Source organism: Leucobacter massiliensis (assembly GCF_002982315.1).
Classification (GTDB): Bacteria; Actinomycetota; Actinomycetes; order Actinomycetales; family Microbacteriaceae; genus Leucobacter; species Leucobacter massiliensis.
On sequence record NZ_MWZD01000014.1, the window covers coordinates 103,773 to 122,421 of the forward strand.

General features: G+C 70.6%; 17 protein-coding genes and 1 tRNA gene. 4 read left to right on the top strand and 14 right to left on the bottom strand.

Features of this window, described 5'->3' with window-relative positions; all coding sequences use genetic code 11:
* Positions 1–99 precede the first annotated feature (99 nt).
* Positions 100–714, top strand: a complete 615-nt coding sequence (locus B4915_RS04725; protein ID WP_105804685.1) for a DUF4126 domain-containing protein — start codon at positions 100–102, stop codon at positions 712–714.
* Positions 715–918: 204 nt separating this feature from the next.
* Here B4915_RS04725 and rpsA read toward each other — a convergent pair whose 3' ends face one another.
* On the bottom strand, positions 919–2,364 hold the full coding sequence (gene rpsA, locus B4915_RS04730; protein WP_105804686.1) for a 30S ribosomal protein S1: 1,446 nt from the start codon (positions 2,362–2,364) through the stop codon (positions 919–921).
* Positions 2,365–2,652: 288 nt separating this feature from the next.
* On the opposite strand from rpsA, the gene B4915_RS04735 reads away from it, so the two are divergent.
* Positions 2,653–3,861, top strand: coding sequence for an MFS transporter (locus tag B4915_RS04735; protein ID WP_105804687.1), 1,209 nt, complete (start codon positions 2,653–2,655; stop codon positions 3,859–3,861).
* 63 nt (positions 3,862–3,924) lie between these two features.
* On the opposite strand, the gene polA is transcribed toward B4915_RS04735, so the two are convergent.
* The gene (gene polA / locus B4915_RS04740; protein ID WP_105804688.1) at positions 3,925–6,549 is read right to left on the bottom strand and encodes a DNA polymerase I; all 2,625 of its coding nucleotides are present in this window, start codon (positions 6,547–6,549) and stop codon (positions 3,925–3,927) included.
* 142 nt (positions 6,550–6,691) lie between these two features.
* Between polA and B4915_RS04745 the strand changes: the two genes are divergently transcribed.
* On the top strand, positions 6,692–7,090 hold the full coding sequence (locus B4915_RS04745; RefSeq protein ID WP_245907350.1) for a PaaI family thioesterase: 399 nt from the start codon (positions 6,692–6,694) through the stop codon (positions 7,088–7,090).
* 70 nt (positions 7,091–7,160) lie between these two features.
* Here the strand turns inward: B4915_RS04745 and B4915_RS04750 are convergent, their stop codons facing one another.
* On the bottom strand, positions 7,161–7,769 hold the full coding sequence (locus B4915_RS04750; RefSeq protein ID WP_105804690.1) for an ANTAR domain-containing response regulator: 609 nt from the start codon (positions 7,767–7,769) through the stop codon (positions 7,161–7,163).
* A 107-nt stretch (positions 7,770–7,876) separates the two neighbouring features.
* On the opposite strand from B4915_RS04750, the gene B4915_RS04755 reads away from it, so the two are divergent.
* Positions 7,877–7,958, top strand: a tRNA-Leu gene (locus tag B4915_RS04755).
* 473 nt (positions 7,959–8,431) lie between these two features.
* Here B4915_RS04755 and pyk read toward each other — a convergent pair.
* The 11 genes from pyk to hisG form a co-directional block, all read right to left on the bottom strand.
* Positions 8,432–9,907: a pyruvate kinase gene (gene pyk, locus B4915_RS04760; protein WP_105804691.1), complete on the bottom strand. Its 1,476-nt coding sequence runs from the start codon at positions 9,905–9,907 to the stop codon at positions 8,432–8,434.
* A gap of 25 nt (positions 9,908–9,932) precedes the next feature.
* Positions 9,933–10,943 (bottom strand): prolipoprotein diacylglyceryl transferase, encoded by a 1,011-nt coding sequence (gene lgt, locus B4915_RS04765; protein WP_105804692.1) that lies wholly within the window; start codon positions 10,941–10,943, stop codon positions 9,933–9,935.
* A gap of 79 nt (positions 10,944–11,022) precedes the next feature.
* Positions 11,023–11,841 (bottom strand): tryptophan synthase subunit alpha, encoded by an 819-nt coding sequence (trpA, locus tag B4915_RS04770; RefSeq protein WP_105804693.1) that lies wholly within the window; start codon positions 11,839–11,841, stop codon positions 11,023–11,025.
* Positions 11,838–13,061 carry a tryptophan synthase subunit beta gene (trpB, locus tag B4915_RS04775; protein ID WP_105804694.1) on the bottom strand — a complete coding sequence of 408 codons (1,224 nt, stop codon included), beginning with the start codon at positions 13,059–13,061 and terminating at the stop codon, positions 11,838–11,840. Before trpB ends, trpA begins: the two co-directional genes overlap by 4 nt.
* Before the next feature lie 48 nt (positions 13,062–13,109).
* Entirely contained in the window at positions 13,110–13,880 is a 771-nt protein-coding gene (gene trpC / locus B4915_RS04780) for an indole-3-glycerol phosphate synthase TrpC (protein ID WP_105804695.1), read from the bottom strand.
* A 1-nt stretch (position 13,881) separates the two neighbouring features.
* On the bottom strand, positions 13,882–14,115 hold the full coding sequence (locus tag B4915_RS04785; RefSeq protein ID WP_105804696.1) for a DUF6704 family protein: 234 nt from the start codon (positions 14,113–14,115) through the stop codon (positions 13,882–13,884).
* Positions 14,116–14,149: 34 nt separating this feature from the next.
* Positions 14,150–14,728, bottom strand: a complete 579-nt coding sequence (locus B4915_RS04790; RefSeq protein WP_105804697.1) for a Trp biosynthesis-associated membrane protein — start codon at positions 14,726–14,728, stop codon at positions 14,150–14,152.
* The gene (locus B4915_RS04795; protein ID WP_105804698.1) at positions 14,718–16,439 is read right to left on the bottom strand and encodes an anthranilate synthase component I; all 1,722 of its coding nucleotides are present in this window, start codon (positions 16,437–16,439) and stop codon (positions 14,718–14,720) included. Before B4915_RS04795 ends, B4915_RS04790 begins: the two co-directional genes overlap by 11 nt.
* Before the next feature lie 165 nt (positions 16,440–16,604).
* Positions 16,605–16,976, bottom strand: a complete 372-nt coding sequence (gene hisI, locus B4915_RS04800; protein WP_105804699.1) for a phosphoribosyl-AMP cyclohydrolase — start codon at positions 16,974–16,976, stop codon at positions 16,605–16,607.
* Entirely contained in the window at positions 16,973–17,752 is a 780-nt protein-coding gene (gene hisF / locus B4915_RS04805; protein ID WP_105804700.1) for an imidazole glycerol phosphate synthase subunit HisF, read from the bottom strand. The genes hisI and hisF overlap by 4 nt, the downstream gene beginning before the upstream one ends.
* Before the next feature lie 10 nt (positions 17,753–17,762).
* Complete coding sequence (gene hisG, locus B4915_RS04810; protein ID WP_105804701.1) at positions 17,763–18,605, bottom strand: ATP phosphoribosyltransferase; 843 nt, start codon at positions 18,603–18,605, stop codon at positions 17,763–17,765.
* Between the last annotated feature and the right edge of the window lie 44 nt (positions 18,606–18,649).

Genomic DNA, 18,649 nt, shown 5'->3' on the forward strand with positions numbered 1-18,649 from the left:
CGCGCGAGGGGTCGATAGCTCCCGGGACGGCTCATCGCGCACCGTCCCGGCAGCGGTTCCGCGCAAGGGGTCGGTAGGCTGGAAGCGAGGAGGGGAACCGTGCTCGAGATCATTACCGGGCTCACGCTCGCCGCATCGGCAGGCCTCAACGCCTACATCCCGATGCTCGGACTCGGACTGCTCTCGCGGTTCACCGAGCTGGTGCATCTGCCCGCGGGCTGGGCCTGGCTCGAGAACGAGTGGGCGCTCGGCGTCCTCGGCGTGCTGCTCATCGTCGAGGTGCTCGTCGACAAGTTCCCGGCTCTCGACAGCGTCAACGATGTCGTGCAGACGGTGGTGCGGCCGGCCTCGGGCGGCATCGTCTTCTCCGCGGGATCGTCGAGCGAGACGGTCGCGGTGACGGATCCCGCCGAGTTCGTTGCCTCGGCGCAGTTCTGGCCCTTCGTGCTGGGCGTGGCGATCGCCCTCGTGCCGCACATACTGAAGGCGCTCGCGCGGCCGATCCTGAACGTGCTCACCGCGGGCGCTGGGGCCGCGGTGTCGAGCACGCTCGAGGATCTCGGGGCCGTGGTGCTGACAATCCTCGCGGTGGTGGTGCCGGTGATCGCGCTCGCGCTGCTCGTGCTCACGGTCGCGCTGCTCGTGCGGCGCCTGCGCCGCGCTCTCAGGGAGCGGGCGGCCCGGCGCGCCGCGGCGCCCGCCTCCGCTCCCTGAGCGGCTGCGGGACGGGCGCAGCGGCCGCCTCCGCTCCCTGAGCCGCTGCGGGAAGGGCGGACGACGCGGGACCCGCCGGGCGGCTGCGTCCGTTCCGGCGATGCCCCCCCCTGCGGGCGCGCGTGACGCATCCGGAGACGCCGAAGGGCCCGGCATCCCTGAGGAGTGCCGGGCCCTTCGTCTGCTCGGGAGCGTGCGCGAGGGTCAGTTGCCCTCGAGCTGCGCCTTCAGCGCCGCGAGGGCGGCGTCGTCGGCGAGTGCACCGGTCGACGACGACTCGCTCGAGAAGCTCGAAGCCGAGTTGTCGGCGGCGGGAGCTGCGGCGACCTCGTTGAGCGAAGCGGCGACCTGCTTCTTGTGGGCCTCCCAGCGCTCCTGGGCAGCAGCGTACTCCTGCTCCCACTTCTCGCGCTGCGCCTCGAAGCCTTCCTTCCACTCCTGGGTCTCGGGATCGAAGCCCTCGGGGTACTTGTACTCGCCGTTCTCGTCGTACTCGGTGGTCATGCCGTAGAGCGCCGGGTCGAACTCGGTGCCCTCGGGGTCCACGCCCTCGTTGGCCTGCTTGAGGCTGAGCGAGATGCGGCGACGCTCGAGGTCGATGTCGATGATCTTGACGAAGACCTCCTGGCCGGCCTGCACGACCTGCTCGGCGAGCTCGACGTGCTGACCCGACAGCTCGGAGATGTGCACGAGGCCCTCGATGCCGTCGGCGACGCGTACGAAGGCGCCGAAGGGGACGAGCTTGGTGACGACGCCCGGGGCGATCTGGCCGATCGCGTGGGTGCGGGCGAAGACCTGCCACGGGTCCTCCTGGGTCGCCTTGAGGGACAGCGAGACACGCTCGCGGTCCAGCTCGACGGAGAGCACCTCGACGGTGACCTCCTGGCCGACCTCGACCACGTCGGAGGCGTGCTCGATGTGCTTCCAGGACAGCTCGGAGACGTGCACGAGGCCGTCCACGCCGCCCAGGTCGACGAAGGCGCCGAAGTTGACGATCGAGGAGATGACGCCCTTGCGGACCTGGCCGGGCTTGAGCTCGGCGAGGAAGGAGGAGCGGGTGGCCGACTGCGTCTCCTCGAGGAGCGCACGGCGCGAGAGCACCACGTTGTTGCGGTTCTTGTCGAGCTCGAGGATCTTCGCCTCGATCTCCTGGCCCAGGTAGGGGGTCAGGTCGCGGACGCGGCGCAGCTCGATGAGCGAGGCCGGGAGGAATCCGCGGAGCCCGATGTCGACGATCAGGCCGCCCTTGACGACCTCGATGACGGTGCCGGTGACGACGCCCTCGTTCTCCTTGATCCGCTCCACGTCGCCCCACGCGCGCTCGTACTGCGCGCGCTTCTTCGACAGGATGAGGCGGCCTTCCTTGTCCTCCTTCTGGAGCACGAGCGCCTCGACCGGATCGCCGACCTGAACGACCTCGTCGGGGTTCACGTCGTGCTTGATGGACAGCTCACGCGAGGGGATGACACCCTCGGTCTTGTACCCCACGTCGAGGAGCACCTCGTCGCGGTCGATCTTCACCACGGTGCCCTCGATGAGGTCGCCGTCGTTGAAGAACTTCAGGGTCGATTCGACCGCTGCAAGGAAGTCGTCGGCCGAGCCGATGTCGTTGATCGCGACCTGCTTGCTTTCGGTCGTTGCGTTCGTCATGAAATTGGTCTCCAGAATGGACAGGGATTCAGGCGGGCGCGCGCCGCAAAGCGGTCGGATCGATGATCCGCGAGGCGCGTCCACGTGTGGACATGGTTGAGTCGCCACAGTTGTGACACTCCACTCTACCCCGCGCGCGGCCCGGGGACAAGCGCGCGATGCGCCCGGCACCGCGGGTCGCCGCCGGCTCGTCGCCGCCGGTGGCGGGGCTAGGCTGGGCGGAGGCGCCGCCGGAGTGCGGCGGGCGAGCGGATCGGTGCCGGCGGCACCCGTCAGGAGGAGAAGCGGATGCGGAGCGCGCGAAGCCGGGCAGTCCTCGCGGTGCTCGCCCTCTGCCTCGTGGCGGTGGTGATGCGGCCGGCGATCACGGCCGTCGGGCCGCTCATCGACCCGATCGCCGCCGACACCGGCATTCCGCTCGCCGTCCTGGGATCCCTGTCCACGATCGTGCTCGTCACCTGGGCGATCGTCTCGCCGTTCGCTCACGGTCTCGGCCGCCGGCTCGGCCTCGGCGGAGCGGTGCTCGCCGCGCTCGTCCTGCTCGTCGTCGGCACGGTGCTGCGCTCGCAGCCCGGGCCGAGTCTGTGGCTGTGGCTCGGCACCGCGTGCATCGGAGTCGCCCTGGCCATCGGGAACGTGCTGCTGCCCGCCGTGGTCAAGCGGGACTTCCCGCGGCGCGTGCCGCTGATGATGGGCGTCTACTCGGCCATTCTCGGCGGGGCGGGGGCCCTCGCCTCGGGACTTGCGGTGCCACTCGCGGTCGCCGGCGATGACGGCTCGGGGCCGGACTGGCGCCTCGCCCTGCTGGTCACCGGAGGGGCGGTGCTCCCGTTCGCTGTGGGCGCCTGGGTGCTGAACACGCGCCTTGCGCGGGCCAACGACCCCGCGGGAGGACGGGCCCCGGTCGCTGCGCCGAGCCGGCTCGGCATCTGGCAGGACCCCATCGGCTGGCTGGTCGCGGCCTACATGGGCTTGCAGTCCACGAGCTTCTACGTGCTGGTGACGTGGCTCGCCCCGATATCGCTGTCGACGGGTCGCGATGCGACCGTGTCGGGTTTCGACGTCATGGTGTACCAGCTCTGCTCGGTGATCGGGGCGCTCGCGGTGGCCGCGCTGCTGCGTGGCCGCGGCGCCCGGATCACACCGGTGGCGCTGCCGCTGCTCGGCCTGGCGGGGATCCTGGGCATCATGCTGCTGCCGGGGGCAATCGGGTTCTGGGTGCTGCCCCTGGGGTTCTTCGCCGGGGCGTCGCTCGGCACGGCGCTCACCCTCATGGCTCAGCGGGCTCGGGATCACGGCACTTCCTCGGCCCTCTCCGGCATGTCGCAGTCGGTGGGCTACGCCTTCGCGGCGATCGGTCCGGCACTCTTCGGTGCGCTGCACGCGGCGACGGAGAGCTGGACCGCGCCGCTCGCGATCCTGCTGGTCACGATGACGGGGCAGGGGGTCGTCGGGATCTTCGCGGCGCGAGACCGCTTCGTGCTCGAACCCCGCTGACGCGGCTGAGGCGCCGCGCACGCCCTCGGGCGCGGTCCGGCCTGCAGCACGCTGCCGCGCACGCTAGTGCGCGGCAGCGTTCCAATTCGCCCCGCGCCCCACCTGCACCTCAAGCGGCACGGAGAGCTCTGCGGCTCCCGCCATCTCCTCGCGGACGATCTCTTCGAGCGCGTCCCACTCCCCTGGCGCCACCTCGAACATGAGCTCGTCGTGGATCTGGAGCAGCATGCGCGAGTCGAGCTCGGCCTCACGCATCCGGCGCTCCACCTGGATCATGGCACGCTTGATGATGTCGGCTGCCGAGCCCTGGATGGGTGAGTTCAGGGCGGCGCGCTCGGCGTTCTCGCGCAGGACCCGGTTGGGGCTGGCGAGGTCGGGGAACGGCCGACGGCGCCCGAAGATGGTCTCGGTGAAGGTGTCGCGCTTGGCCTGGTCCACCACGGAGCGCAGGTAGTCGCGCACGCCGCCGAATCGCTCGAAGTAATCGACCATGAGCTGCTTCGCCTCGGCGCCCGTGATCCCGAGCTGCCGGGAGAGCCCGAAGGCCGAGAGCCCGTAGGCGAGCCCGTAGGACATGGCCTTCACCTTCGAGCGCATCTCGCTGGTGACCTCCTCGGGCGGCACGCCGAAGATGCGAGCGCCGACGAAGCGGTGCAGATCCTCCCCCGCGTTGAAGGCCTCGATGAGCCCCGCGTCTCCGGAGAGGTACGCCATGATCCGCATCTCGATCTGCGAGTAGTCGGCGGTCATCAGCGTCTCGTACTCGGGTGCGTGGATGAAGCCCTCGCGGATCCGCCTGCCCTCCTCGGAGCGCACCGGGATGTTCTGCAGATTCGGGTCGGTGGAGGCAAGACGCCCGGTGCTGGCGCCGGTCTGCAAGAAAGTGGTGTGGATGCGCCCGTCTTCCTGCACGGCCTTGATGAGCGTCTCCACCATCTGACGCAGCTTGTTTGCGTCCCGGTGCGCGAGCAGCGCGTCGAGGAAGGCGTGCGGCTTCTTGAGCTGCAGCTCGGCGAGCGCCGCCGCATCGGTCGTGTACCCGCTCTTCGTCTTGCGGGTCTTGGGCATGTCGAGCTGCTCGAAGAGGACCTCCTGCAGTTGCTTCGGCGACGACAGGTTGACCTCGCGGCCGATGGCGGCGAAGGCCTGCTGCTCCAGTTCCGCCACCCGCTCCGTCAGTTCGGCGTGGTGCGCCTCGAACAGCGGCTTGTCGATCTGCACGCCGCGCTCTTCGAGTGCGGCGAGCACCGGCACGAGCGGCAGCTCGATCTCGCGGTAGATCTCCTCCGTGCGGGACTGGAAGCGCTCCACCGCGGCGGCGTGCGCGCGCACCGTGTACCAGGCGAGCAGCGCCGAGTCGGCGACGCTGCCTTCGTCGGGCACGAGCTGATTGGGGTCGCCCTGCGGTACCTGCTCCCCCAGGAAGCGGAACGCCGCCTCGGCGATGTCCTTCTCGGCGTTCCCGGGACGCAGCAGCCATGCCGCGAGCAGCAGGTCGCCGTCGATGCCGCCGATCGTGGCGCCCGCGCGAGCCGCAGCTGCGATCTGCTGCTTCGCATCGAAGAACACCTTGGGCGCCTCCGAGGCGAGCCACCCCTCGAACTGCGCATAGTCGCGGCCGCCGGGCTGCCAGTGGAACAGCACCGTCGCCTCCGGAGTCGCGACCCCCACTTCGAAGCCCGCCTCGCTCTCGCGGATCACGACGGCCGGCCGGTCGGCCTTCGACAACCAGTCGCCCAGCTCCTCGTCGATGAGCGTCTTCGCCACCGGGCGCTCAGGGGCGAGCGACGCGGCAGCGGTCGTGGCGCCCCCCGCAGGCACTTCGGCCCCGGCGAGCTTGCCCACCCGCTGCAGCAGCGTGCGGAACTCGAGCTTCGCGAACACCTGCTGCACGGCCGCCATGTCGATCTCACCGCGCTTGAGGTCGTCGAGCGTGACGTCGAGTTCCACATCGCGCACGAGGCGATTGAGCCGACGGTTGCGCTCCGCGAGGTGGGCGTGCTCGCGCAGGCTCTCCCCCACCTTTCCCCCGATCTCGTCCTGACGACGCAGGATCTCCTCGAGCGAGCCGAACTGGTTGATCCACTTCACCGCAGTCTTCTCGCCGACACGGGGAATGCCCGGCAGGTTGTCGCTGGTCTCGCCGACGAGCGCCGCGATCTCCGGATACTGCTCGGGACGGATCCCGTAGCGCTCCATGACCTTCTCGGCGTCGTAGCGCGTCAGCTCACTCACGCCCTGCTTCGACGGGTAGAGCAGGGTGATGCGATCGTCCACGAGCTGGATCGTGTCGCGGTCACCGCTCACCACCAGCACCCGGTACCCCGCCTCGGCGCCGCGCGTCGCAAGCGTGGCGAGGATGTCGTCCGCCTCGAAGTTCTCCTTCTCGAGCGTGCGGATGCCCATCGCGTGCAGCGCCTCCTGCAGCAGCGGCACCTGACCCTTGAACTCGGGCGGCGTCTCCGCACGGGTCCCCTTGTACTCCGGGTACTCCTCCGTGCGGAAGGAGTGGCGGGAGATGTCGAATGCCACCGCCAGCGCATCGGGCCGCTCATTGCCGAGCAGATTGATCAGCATCGCGATGAAGCCGTGGATCGCGTTCGTGTGCTGGCCCGTCTGGGTCTGAAAGCTGTCGACGGGGAGGGCGTAGAACGCCCGGAACGCCAGCGAATGGCCGTCGATGATCATGAGGGTAGGCTGAGGATTCGACACACGGCAAGCCTACAAGCCACCACCGACAAAGGAACCAGATCGCACCATGCAGGACCCCGCAGCAGCTCGCACCGACCCCGCCGAATCCGCGCTCGCCGCCTCGGGTTCGGAAGACGGTATGCACTACATCCGCCGGCGCGGCCTCGGTGCGCTCGCCGACAAGATGGGCATCGAGTTCACCGAGTTCACGCGGGAGCGCGGAGTCGCCACCATGCCGGTCGCGGGCAACACCCAGCCGATCGGCCTGCTGCACGGCGGCGCCTACGTCGTGCTCGGCGAGTCGCTCGGTTCCATGCACGCGAACCTCGTCGCCCCGGAGGGTTACGTGGCCGTCGGCGTCGACATCAACGCCACGCACACAGGCTCGGCCACCAGCGGCACCGTCACCGCCGTCTGCACCCCGCTGAAGCTCGGCCGCTCGATCGCGGTGCACGAGATCGTCATCACCGACGATCGAGGCGTTCGCTGCTCCACGGTCCGGATCACGAACTACTACAAGCCCATCCGCCGCGACTGAGGAAACAGACGCTGGAACGCAAAACGCCCCCGCGGCGGCGGGGGCGTTTCACAGAGCTTCCGGGTCGCGGTCAGTTCTTCTTCGGGCCGAGCTGATCGATGATCGTCTTCGCGACGTCCTGCATCGTGAGGCGGCGATCCATCGAGGCCTTCTGAATCCAGCGGAAGGCCTCGGGCTCGCTGAGGCCCATCTTGTCGTTCAGGATGCCCTTCGCGCGGTCCACCAGCTTGCGCGTCTCAAAGCGCTCGGCAAGGTCAGCGACCTCGCTCTCCAGCGCGACGATCTGCTGGAAGCGCGACAGCGCGATCTCGATCGCCGGGATCAGATCGGCGGGGGTGAACGGCTTCACCACATAGGCGAGCGCGCCGGCCTCACTGGCGCGCTCCACCAGCTCGCGCTGGCTGAACGCGGTCAGCAGCACGACGGGGGCGATCTGATCCTTGTTGATCTGCTCGGCGGCGGAGATCCCGTCCAGCTTCGGCATCTTCACGTCCATGACGACGAGATCAGGACGCAACTCCTCCACCAGGCGGACCGCCTCCTCGCCGTCACCCGCCTCTCCCACCACGTCGTAGCCGCTATCGCGCAGGGTCTCGACGATGTCGAGGCGGATCAGGGACTCGTCTTCCGCGACGACGACGCGTCGCGGGGCGCTCGGTGCAGTGCTCTGGTCATTCACGCCTCAAGCCTACCGCGATCGGACTCCATGCCGCCTGAAACACGCGCCCGCCGAGCTCACCCGGCGCTCGGCCCCGCCCCGCCCGTGCGCTACAGTAGTGCCGTTACGCCGGATTGGTGGAATTGGCAGACACGGCGCACTCAAAATGCGCTGCCGAAAGGCGTGCGGGTTCGAGTCCCGCATCCGGCACCGCAGTGCCGCACACGGGCCTCCCCCAGAACCCGGAACGCGGCCCGAGGACGGGCCACGCGGCGTGGCCGCGCGACGCGATGCGTCGCCCCAAACGGCCGGCCGGGGTTCGAGTCCCGCATCCGACACCCCAGCGCCGCACACGGGCCTCCCCCAGAACCCGGAACGCGGCCCGAGAACGGGCCACGCGGCATGGCCGCGCGACGCGCTGGTATCCCGTACTCGCCTCCCCCGAGGGGTGTGAGGAAGGAAGCGCCGAGCCCCCGGGGGATACCGGGACTCGGCCCTGACGCTTGTCTAGGACAGGGTAACGGTGTGCTCGGTGATCGCGTGCTTCAGCCGCTGATACGGCTCGTCGTCGAGGCCGCGGTGGTGCATGCCGACCGCAACTCATCGCGGATCGTCGGCGGCAAGGGTCTCACCGGGGCGCCTTGGCCGGGGCCTTGCGCCGCCCGGGGCAGGGCCCGGGCGGGTCACACCGGGATGGAGCCGCGGCCGATCGTGTGCTTGCGGGGGCCGGCGTCGGGCAGGCGGCCCGTGGCCTCGCCGATGCGGTGGATGCGCAGGGTGTTCGTCGTGCCGACCACACCGGGGGGCGAGCCCGCGATGATCAGCACCTTGTCGCCGATCTCGACGCGCGAGTGGTCGAGCAGCACCTCGTCGACCTGCACGAACATCTCATCCGTGGACCCCACGCGATCCACCTCATAGCTGCGCGCACCCCAGGTCAGCTCCATGCGGCGGCGCGTCGAGGCGTCGGGGGTGAAGCCGATGATCGGGATCGGACGGCGCAGGCGGGACATGCGGCGTACCGTGTCCCCCGACTCCGTGAAGACGCAGATGTACTTCGCGCCGACGAAGTCCGCGACCTCGGAGGCCGCCAGCGTCAGCGCTCCGCCCTGCGTGCGCGGGGCGGCTCCGAGCGGGTCGATGCGATCCAGCGCGTGCTCCTCCGTCGCCTCGATGATCCGCGCCATCGTCTCCACGGCCTGAACCGGGTACGCCCCCACGCTCGTCTCGCCCGACAGCATCACCGCGTCGGCGCCATCGAGCACCGCGTTCGCGCAGTCCGAGGCCTCGGCCCGCGTGGGACGAGGATTCTCGATCATCGACTCGAAGACCTGCGTGGCGACGATCACCGGTTTCGCGTTGCGCCGCGCGATCGCGATCGCCTCGGTCTGCACCAGCGGCACGCGCTCCAGCGGCAGCTCGACGCCGAGATCGCCTCGCGCGACCATGATGCCGTCGAAGGCCGCAACGATCTCCTCCAGGTGGTCGACCGCCTGCGGCTTCTCGATCTTCGCGATCACCGGGAGGCGCGTTCCCTCCTCCGCCATGATCTCGTGCACGCGGGTCACATCCGCGGCGTCGCGGACGAAGGAGAGGGCGATGTAGTCGACGCCGAGGCGCAACGCCCAGCGCAGATCGTCCTCGTCCTTGTCTGAAAGCGCCGGCACGTTCACCGCGACGCCGGGAAGATTGATCCCCTTGTTGTTCGAGATCGTCCCCGGAACCTCGACGACCGTGTGCACGGTGTCCTCGGTGACCTTCACGGCCCGCAAGGCGACCTTTCCGTCGTCGATGAGCAGCGGATCGCCCGGCTGCACATCCCCGGGAAGCCCCTTGTGCGTCGTCCCGGCCAGGTGGCGGTCGCCCACGACGTCGCGGGTGGTGATCGCGAACTCGTCGCCCTCGGCCAGTTCGTACGGTCCGTTCGCGAAGGTGCCCAGGCGGATCTTCGGCCCCTGCAGATCGGCGAGGACGGCGATCGGCCGCCCCACCTCGGCCTCCGCCCGGCGGATATTGCGGTAGATGCCCTCGTGCACGTTGTAGGTGCCGTGGGACATGTTCAGACGCGCCACGTTCACCCCCGCTCGGATGAGCGCGAGCGTGTGGTCGTAGCTCGAGACCGCGGGCCCCCAGGTTGCGACGATCTTGGCATGACGCATAGTCGGTTTCGGCTCCTCGGTCGGCTTACTTGCTCTGGCTGGTCGGCTGCGCGGAGGCGAGATCCGCCGTCGGGGGCGCGAGATCGTCGCCCTCCGAGTCGTCCGCGGCGGACGGCGATGCGGCATCGCCGCGATCGATCACGTGGAAGAAGCGCTCGGGATCCGCGGTCTCGACGAGCACCGCATCGGCGGGATTGTGGCGGCCCGGGAGGTAGACGGAGGTCTCCACCCCGACGTGACGCCGGCGCTGCACGATGAAGATCACGAGGCCCAGCACCACCGCGGCGAAGGCGGCGAGCACATTGGTGCGGATACCGAGGAACAGCAGGCTCGGATCCACGCGCAGCGACTCCGTGAAAGTGCGGCCGATGCCGTACCAGATGAGGTAGAGCGCGAAGAAGGTGCCCCAGCGCGGCCGCCAGCGACGCTCGATCGCGAGCAGCACGACGACGCCGAGAAGATTCCACAGCGCCTCATAGAGGAAGGTGGGGTGGAAGAGCGTGTCGGCCGGAAGTCCGATCGGGAACGCCGGATTGCTGGACTCGATCTCCAGCCCCCACGGCAGCGTGGTCGGGCCGCCGAAGAGCTCGTGATTGAACCAGTTGCCGAGACGGCCCACGGCCTGCGCGACGAGCAGGCCGGGGACGAGGGCATCGGCGAAGGACCAGAAGCGGATCCCGGTGATGCGGGAGGCGACGAGCACGCCGATCGCACCTCCCAGCAGCGCGCCGAAGATCGCGATGCCGCCATTCCAGAAGGCGAAGGCCTCGAGCGGATTGAGGCCGGGGCCGAAGTAGTCGCCCCAGTGAGTGACCACGTGATACAGGCGAGCGCCCACGATGCCGAGCACCAGCGCCCACACGACGAAATCGAAGACCGCTCCCCGCTCGCCGCCGCGGCGGCTCAGGCGCCGCCCGGTCCAGACGGCGGCGATGATGATGCCGGTGATGATGCAGAGCGCGTACAAGTAGATGCGCAGCGGACCGATCTGCAGGAACTGCAGATCGGGGCTCGGAATACTCAACGGGAGAATCATTCACTCCTCTTTCGCCGGCGACGCTCTGCCGCTGGGTTCGTTCGTCTGTGGCGCGGGCGGGCCCGCGGTCGGGTCAATCCTAGCGCGCGGCTCCGACATCGCCCGGGCTCCGCGTGCCCGCCGCGATCTCCGCGACGACCTCCGAGAGGCGCGGCACCCCGCCCTCGCGCAGCGCGCGGACGAACGCGGTCCCCACGATCGCGCCGTCCGCGTATTCCAGCGCCGAGGCGACCTGCGCGGCCGTCGAGATCCCGATGCCGACACAGGCCAGCTCCGCTCCCTGTTCGCGCAGGCGGGCCGTCAGGCCGCGCGCCGCGGCGTCGAGCTCCGCCCGCTCGCCGGTGATCCCCATCGTCGAGACCGTGTAGACGAAGCCGGTGGTGGCCTCCGCGACGAGACGCAGTCTCGCGTCCGTCGAGCTCGGCGCCGCGAGGAAGACCCGGTCGAGGCCATAGCGCTCGCTGACCTCGATCCAGTCGGCGGCGGCGTCGGGGGTGATATCGGGGGTGATGAGCCCCGCACCCCCCGCCTCCGCGAGCTCGGCGGCGAAACGGTCGACTCCGTACTGCAGCACCGGGTTCCAGTACGTCATCACGAGCACGGGTGCATCCACGGCCTCCCGCACGCGGCGCACCGCATCGAACAGCTGCCGGAGACGGAAGCCCCCCGCAAGCGCGACGTTCGTGGCCTCCTGGATCACCGTCCCGTCCATCACCGGATCGGAGTAGGGGACGCCGAGCTCGATCACATCGGCCCCGGCACGCGCCATCGCGATCGCCGCCTCGACGCTGGTGTCGAGGTCGGGGAATCCGACCGGAAGGTAGCCGACGAGCGCGCCGCGGCGCTCCCGCCCGGCCGCGCGGATCGTCTCCGCGACCACAGACCCCTGCTCCGTCATTCGCCGAGCCCCGCTTCCCCGCCGTCGAGCAGGCCGAAGTACCGGCCCGCCGTCGCCATGTCCTTGTCCCCGCGGCCCGAAAGGCTGACGGCGATGATCGCCTCGGGACCGAGCTCGCGTCCGATGCGCATCGCGCCCGCGAGCGCGTGCGCGGACTCGATCGCCGGAATGATGCCCTCGGTACGGCTCAGGAGCCGCAGCGCCTGCATCGCCTCGTCGTCGGTCGCCGGAATGTACTCCGCACGTCCGATGTCGGCCAGCCAGGCGTGCTCGGGACCGACGCCCGGGTAGTCGAGGCCGGCCGAGATCGAGTGCGACTCGATGGTCTGCCCGTCCTCGTCCTGCAGCACATAGGTCTTCGCGCCGTGCAGGATGCCGGGGCGGCCGCGCTCGATGGAGGCCGCCTGGCGCTCCGTGTCCACGCCGTCGCCCGCGGCCTCGACGCCGAAGAGCCGAACGCCCGCGTCGTCGAGGAAGGCGTCGAACATGCCGATCGCGTTCGACCCCCCGCCGACGCAGGCCACGACGGCGTCGGGCAGCCTGCCCGTCCGCTCCAGGAGCTGCGCCCGCGCCTCCTCCGAGATGATCTTCTGGAAGTCCCGGACCATCGCCGGGAAGGGGTGCGGTCCCGCGGCGGTGCCGAAGATGTAGTTGGTGCGTTCGACGCTCGCCACCCAGTCCCGGTAGGCCTCGTTGATCGCGTCCTTCAGCGTGCGCGAACCCGCCGTCACCGGCACCACCTCGGCGCCGAGCAGGCGCATGCGGGCGACGTTGAGCGCCTGGCGCTCCGTGTCGACCTCGCCCATGTAGATCGTGCACTCGAGCCCGAAGAGCGCCGCCGCGGTCGCCGTGGCGACGCCGTGCTGGCCCGCGCCCGTCTCGGCGATCACGCGGCTCTTGCCGAGCCGGCGCGTCAGGAGCGCCTGGCCCAGCACGTTGTTGATCTTGTGCGATCCGGTGTGGTTCAGGTCCTCCCGCTTCAGGAAGACGCGGGCACCGCCCGCGTGCTCGGCGAAGCGCGGCACCTCCGTGATCGGCGAGGGGCGTCCCGCGTAGGAGGCGAGGAGCTCGGCCAGCTCGGCGCGGAACTCCGGATCCGCCTGCGCAGACTCATACGCCTCGGTGAGCTCGTCGATCGCCGCGATCAGCGACTCCGGCATGTAGCGTCCGCCGAAGTCTCCGAAGAACGGCCCGCGCTGGGCGCGCAGCGACTCTGTCATCTCTGCCTCTCGTGGGGTCGGTGGGGGCGCTGCGGGGCTCCGCGCGCCTCAGACGCTCAGGAAGGACCCCAGCGTCGCGATCGGGTCACCGGTGACCAGTGCCTCCCCGACGAGCACGGCATCGGCGCCGGCCTCGCGGTAGCGCTGCACATCGGCGACGTCGAGCACCGCCGACTCCGCGACGCGGATCACGCCGGCGGGGATCTGGTCGGCCACGCGGCCGAAGAGCTCCCGATCGAGTTCGAAGGTGCGCAGATCGCGGGCGTTGACGCCGATGAGCTCGGAGCCGAGGTCGACGGCCCGGGCCACCTCGTCGGCGGAGTGGGCCTCGACGAGCGGGGTCATGCCGAGCTGCCGGATCAGCTCGTACAGCCGCTCCAAGCGGTCCTGCGGGAGAGCGGCGACGATGAGGAGGACCAGGTCGGCTCCCGCGGCCCGCGCCTCGAGCACCTGGTACTCGTCGCCGATGAAGTCCTTGCGCAGCACCGGAATGCTGACGGCCTTGCGGACCGCCTCGAGATCGTCGAGGGATCCCTTGAAGCGGCGTTCCTCGGTGAGCACGCTCACCGCGCTCGCCCCGCCCGCCTCGTACTGGGCGGCGAGGGACTGCGGCTCCGCGATCTCCGCGAGCTCCCCTCGCGAGGGGCTCGCGCGCTTCACCTCGGCGATGACCCGGATGCGCTCCGCAGGAGCGAGCGCCTCGAGGGCGTCGAGGGCCGCCGGTCTCGCGAGTGCATCGGCCTCGACTTGGCGGAGGGGACGCCGCTCCATGCGGGCCCTCGCATCGTCGAGGGAGCCCGCGAGCAGTTCTTCGAGCACCTCAGTCGTGCGGCTTGGGGCTGAACTTCGGCCCGTTGACGCCGAAGCCGGCCTTGGCGAGGATCCAGCCGAGTACGGCGCCCACCACGACCACACCAGCGCACACCCACACCATCGTCGCGTTGTGGAGGAAGAAGAAGACGGTGCCGGCAGCGATGCCGAGCAGCATCACCACGACCGCTGTCCACGCGGCGGGCGAATCACCGTGACCGGGGTCTCCGTGCTGAGTACTCATGAATCTCCTCTGAACAGATGTGAACGGGACCAGCCTACCGGAAATCGTCGCTGGGGTCGGTGCCCTCGCTGAGGGAGTCCCAATCGGAGATGCGGTCCGGCGCCTCGCCGGCGGGGCGCACGCGCGACTGCGACTCGTACTTGCGCCCGGCAGCACCCCAGCGGCCCCCCAGCAGCAGCACGGCGAGGCCGAGCAGCACGGCGGCGACGCCGCACGCGGCCCCGATCCAGGCCGCAGCCGAGACCGAGCTCCAGATCACGACGGTCTCGGTCGCCCCGCCCGCGAGGCCAGTGAGCTCGGTGATGCGGCCACCGGCCGCCGCGAGCGGATCGGCGAGCACGCCCGCGCTCAGCGCGAGCAGGCCACCGCCGAGCAGGGCGACGAGGACCCCGAGCACGCGACGGAAGACGGGACCGGCGATCGTGAGCGCGAGCGCCGAAGCGACGATCGCGATCGCGACGGGCGAGAGGGCGGGATTCGCCTCGTGCCCCGTGATGCTCTCCACGGCGTGCGTGCCATCGAGCATGAACGAGACCCACGGCTGGGAGCCGGCGATCAGCGCGACGGCACCCGAGAGCGCCACGCCTGCGAGGAGGACGAGCTTAGCGCGCATGGCGGCCGCCTCTCGGGAGAGCGCCCGGCCGAGCCGGATCGCGGAGATCCTGCAGTGTGTTCGCGATCGCGATGGCGCGCAGCGGGGCGGCCGCCTTGCTGCGGCACTCGGCGTCCTCGGTCTCGGGCACCGAGTCCGCGACGATGCCGGCGCCCGCCTGCACCATCGCCACGCCGCCCGTGATCGTGGCCGTGCGGATCGCGATCGCGAGATCCGCGGCGCCGCCGAGTCCGAAGTAGCCGACCACTCCCCCGTAGACGCCGCGCTGCACGGTTTCGAGCTCATCGATGATCTCCAGCGCCCGCGGCTTCGGCGCCCCCGAGAGCGTGCCCGCGGGGAAGGTCGCGCGGAAGACGTCCACCGGGTTCTGGTCGCCGCGCACCTGCCCCTCCACCGTCGAGACGATGTGCATGATGTGGCTGAAGCGCTCGACGCGCATGAACTCGGTGACCGCCACGGACGACGGCTCGCAGACCCGCAGCAGATCGTTGCGGGCGAGGTCGACGAGCATGAGGTGCTCGGCGCGCTCCTTCTCGTCGGCGAGGAGCTCGCGCTCGTGCTGCTGATCCTCCTCGATCGTCTCCCCGCGCGGGCGGGATCCGGCGATGGGGTGCGTCATCACGTGCCCGCTCTCCTGCACCGTGACCAGCGCCTCCGGGCTGGAGCCGACGACCGCGAAGGGCTCCCCGTCACGGCCCTCGAGCTGCAGCAGATAGAGGTACGGGCTCGGGTTGAGATGGCGCAGCACCCGGTACACATCGAGCGGATCGGCAGAGCACTCCTGGTCGAAGCGCTGCGAGGGGACCACCTGGAAGATGTCGCCGTCGACGATGTGGCGCTTGGCGCGCTCCACGGCCTCGATGAACTCGGGCGTCGAGGTGAGACGGACGGGATCGGGCAGCGCCTCGCGATCGAGACCGCCCAGAGGCGACGGGGCGGGGGCGGCGAGCGACTCCTGCAGCGCATCGAGCCGGGCCTGCGCCTCGGCCCACTGGGCATCGGCGTTCTGGGCGTCGGCGTTCTCGGCCTCGGCGGCCTGGTCGCCGGAGGTCTGGGCGCCGTCATCGGCGGGGCGATCGGATGAGCCGCCGTCGGGCAGCGCGCCCGCGGGGGCCTCGCCGTCGAGCACCGCGTCGTTGAGCACGTTCGCGAGCAGCACGACGCTGCCCTCGCGATGGTCGATCACGACGAGTTCGGAAACGAAGCTGAGCCCCTGCGTCGGCAGGCCGGGCCCCTCCTGCGGTCCGTGCTCCAGGCGCTCGAACTGCCGCACCGTCTCCCATCCGAGGTACCCCACGAAGCCGCTCGCGAGGGGCGGCAGGCCGGGTACCTGCGGCGCGCGCCAGCGCTCGTACACCGCGCGCAGCGCCGCGACGGGCGCGAGTGAGGACACGCCGCCCGGCAGCAGCCGGTCCTCCGACACCTCGGCGCGGCCGGCCCGGGCGCCCGACCCCCCGGCCGGGCGCCAGTGGGCACGCCCCTCGCGCTCGCCGAGCACGCCGAAGCTCCCCGCTCCGACGAAGCTGAAGCGGGTCCACACGCCGCCCTGCTCGGCGCTCTCCAGCAGGAAGGTTCCCGGCCGCGAGGCGGCGACCTTCCGGTAGATGCCGACCGGCGTGTCGGCGTCGGCGAAGATCTCCCGGCACACGGGGATCACGGCGTGGGAGGCGCGCGCCCGCTCGAAATCGGCGCGCGAGGTCGTCAGTGTCACCGTCTCAGCCTACCCCTGCGGCGCGCGCGCACTCGCGCGCACCCCTGATCCCGAGTCCGCACGGTTCCGCCGAGTCCGCACCTTCCGGTTTCGCAGAAACCTGCATTCTCGGCGGAAGCGTGCGGACTCGGGACGTGGAGGAACGGAGCGGACGGACGGAGCGGGCTACTCCTCCGGGGCGGAGGGGTCACCGACGAGGGCGGCGATCTCGCGCTCGGTGAAGCAGCTGCGGGTGCCGGTGTGGCAGGCCGCGCCGAGCTGCACCACGCGCACGAGCAGCGTGTCGCCGTCGCAGTCCATCGCGACCGAGCGCACGTACTGGCGGTGGCCCGAGGTGTCGCCCTTCCGCCAGTACTCGCCGCGCGAACGCGACCAGAACGTCACCCGCCCCGAGGTGAGCGTGCGACGCACCGCCTCGCGGTCCATCCACGCGAGCATCAGCACCTCGCCCGACTCGTCGTCCTGGATGATCGCCGGCAGCAGGCCGTCGGCGTTGAAGACCAGCGCCTCGGGCACGGGATCGCGGTGCTGGGTCATGCCTCGGTTCCTGTCATCCGCACGGTGTGCCCGGCCTCGGCGAGTGCGCGCTTCACCTGGCCGACCGTGAAGGTGCCGTCGTGGAAGATCGACGCCGCCAGCACCGCGTCCGCGCCCGCCTCGACCGCCGGGGCGAAGTGCTCCAGCCTGCCGGCGCCGCCCGAGGCGATCACGGGCACCTGGGCGAGCTGCCGCACGGCGCGGGTGAGCTCCAGGTCGAAGCCGGCGAGCGTGCCGTCCGCGTCCATGGAGTTGACGAGCAGCTCCCCCGCGCCCCGGTCGACCGCCTCCCGGCACCAGGCCAGGGCGTCGAGATCGGTCTCGCGCTTGCCGCCGTGCGTGGTGACCACGAAGCCCGACGGCGTGCGCGGCGAGCGCTTCACGTCGAGCGACAGCACCAGCACCTGCGATCCGAATCGATCCGCGATCTCGCCGATCACCGCCGGGCGCGCGATCGCGCCGCTGTTGATCCCGACCTTGTCGGCGCCGACCTCCAGCAGGCGGGCCACGTCGCCGACCTCGCGCACGCCGCCGCCCACCGTGAGCGGGATGAACACCTGCTCCGCGGTGCGCCGCACCACCTCGTAGGTGGTGGAGCGGTCATCGACCGTCGCGGTGACGTCGAGGAAGGTGAGCTCGTCGGCGCCCTGCGCGGCATAGTTCGCGGCGAGCTCGACGGGGTCCCCGGCGTCGCGCAGGTTGAGGAAGTTGACGCCCTTGACGACGCGCCCGCCGGCGACGTCGAGGCAGGGGATCACGCGTGTCGCGATAGCCATGCCGCCGGCCTCAGAACCGTGCCGCGTGGACCTGGGTGACGAAGATCCCCTTCGCGCCGATGTCGTAGAGGCGATCCATCACCTCGTTCGCGTCGTCGCGGCGCACCATCACGCGCACGGCCACCCAGCCGTCACGGTGCAGCGGGGAGACGGTGGGGGCCTCGATCCCGCTCGCGATCGCGCTCGCCTCCTCGATCTTCTCGGCGGGGAGGTCGTATTCGAGGATCGCGTACTTGCGGGCGACGAGCACTCCCTTGAGGCGGCGCAGCAGGCGGTCGCTGCCGGGGTGCGGGCTGGGGCCCCCGATGAGCAGCGCGGTGGACTGCAGGATCACCGGTCCGAAGATGTCGAGCCCGGCCGCCCGGAGCGTCGCCCCCGTCGAGACGACGTCGGCGACCGCGTCGGCGACGCCGAGCTGCACCGCCGACTCCACGGCCCCGTCGAGTTTCACGAGCTCGGACCGGACGCCCCGCTCGAGCAGGAAGTCGTCGACGAGCTTCGGATAGCTGGTGGCCACCCGCTTGCCGGCGAGGTGGGCGATGTCGGTGATCTCGCCGCCGGCGGGGGACGCGAAGCGGAAGGTCGAATCGGCGAAGTCGAGAGGGGCGATCTCCTCGGCCCCGGATCCGGAATCGAGGAGCAGGTCGCGGCCGGTGATGCCGACGTGCAGGGCGCCCGAGCCCACATAGGTGGCGATGTCGCGGGGACGCAGATAGAAGAACTCGACACCGTTCCGGGTGTCGGTGTGGACGAGCTGGCGGGAGTCGCGGCGGCCCGAGTAGCCCGCTTCGGCGAGCATCTCGGCGGCGACCTCGGACAGCGATCCCTTGTTGGGGACGGCGATGCGCAGCATGTGGGGTGAATCCTTCCGTGTCGGCCGGCGGTGCGCCGGCCGTG